This is a genomic window from Burkholderia stagnalis (assembly GCF_902830275.1).
Taxonomy (GTDB): Bacteria; Pseudomonadota; Gammaproteobacteria; order Burkholderiales; family Burkholderiaceae; genus Burkholderia; species Burkholderia stagnalis.
The window spans coordinates 1-510 of record NZ_CADESW010000090.1; the positions used below are offsets into that span (position 1 = coordinate 1).

The 510-nt window shown below is 59.8% G+C and carries 1 pseudogene; it reads right to left on the bottom strand.

The window, feature by feature from the left end:
* Window positions 1–111: 111 nt before the first annotated feature.
* Window positions 112–510, bottom strand: a pseudogene (locus tag HWY45_RS36345) (IS3-like element ISBam2 family transposase); the annotation flags it as partial.

The window sequence follows — 510 nt, forward strand, 5'->3', positions numbered from 1 at the left end:
GAGCCTTCTGCCGACGGCTGCGCGTGACGCCATACGTTCGGACACACGTCCATTTTCGAACAAGTGACCTGCCCCCTTCAATAGGGCCAATGGGCTTCTAGCAAAGTCCCTTTAAACCAGCTCCTGGAAAGCGGCAGGAGCATCCGCGGTTGCCCGATGTTTCGCCGCAAACTCTGACGGCGCAAGGTAGTTCAGTGCGCTGTGCGGCCTTTGCTCGTTGAAGTCCTGACGCCATGCCGCGATGACTGCCCGAGCGTGCGCGAGCGTCGTGAACCAGTGCTCGTTAAGGCATTCGTCGCGGAACTTGCCGTTGAACGATTCGATGTACGCATTCTGCGTTGGCTTGCCCGCCTGAATCAACTTCAGCGTGACGCCGTTCGCATACGCCCACTGGTCAAGCGCGCGGCTCGTAAATTCGGGTCCCTGGTCGGTTCGCACCGCCTTGGGATAGCCACGGAAGCGAGCTGCACGGTCCAATGCCCGAGCGACATACAAACCTGAGATGCCGTG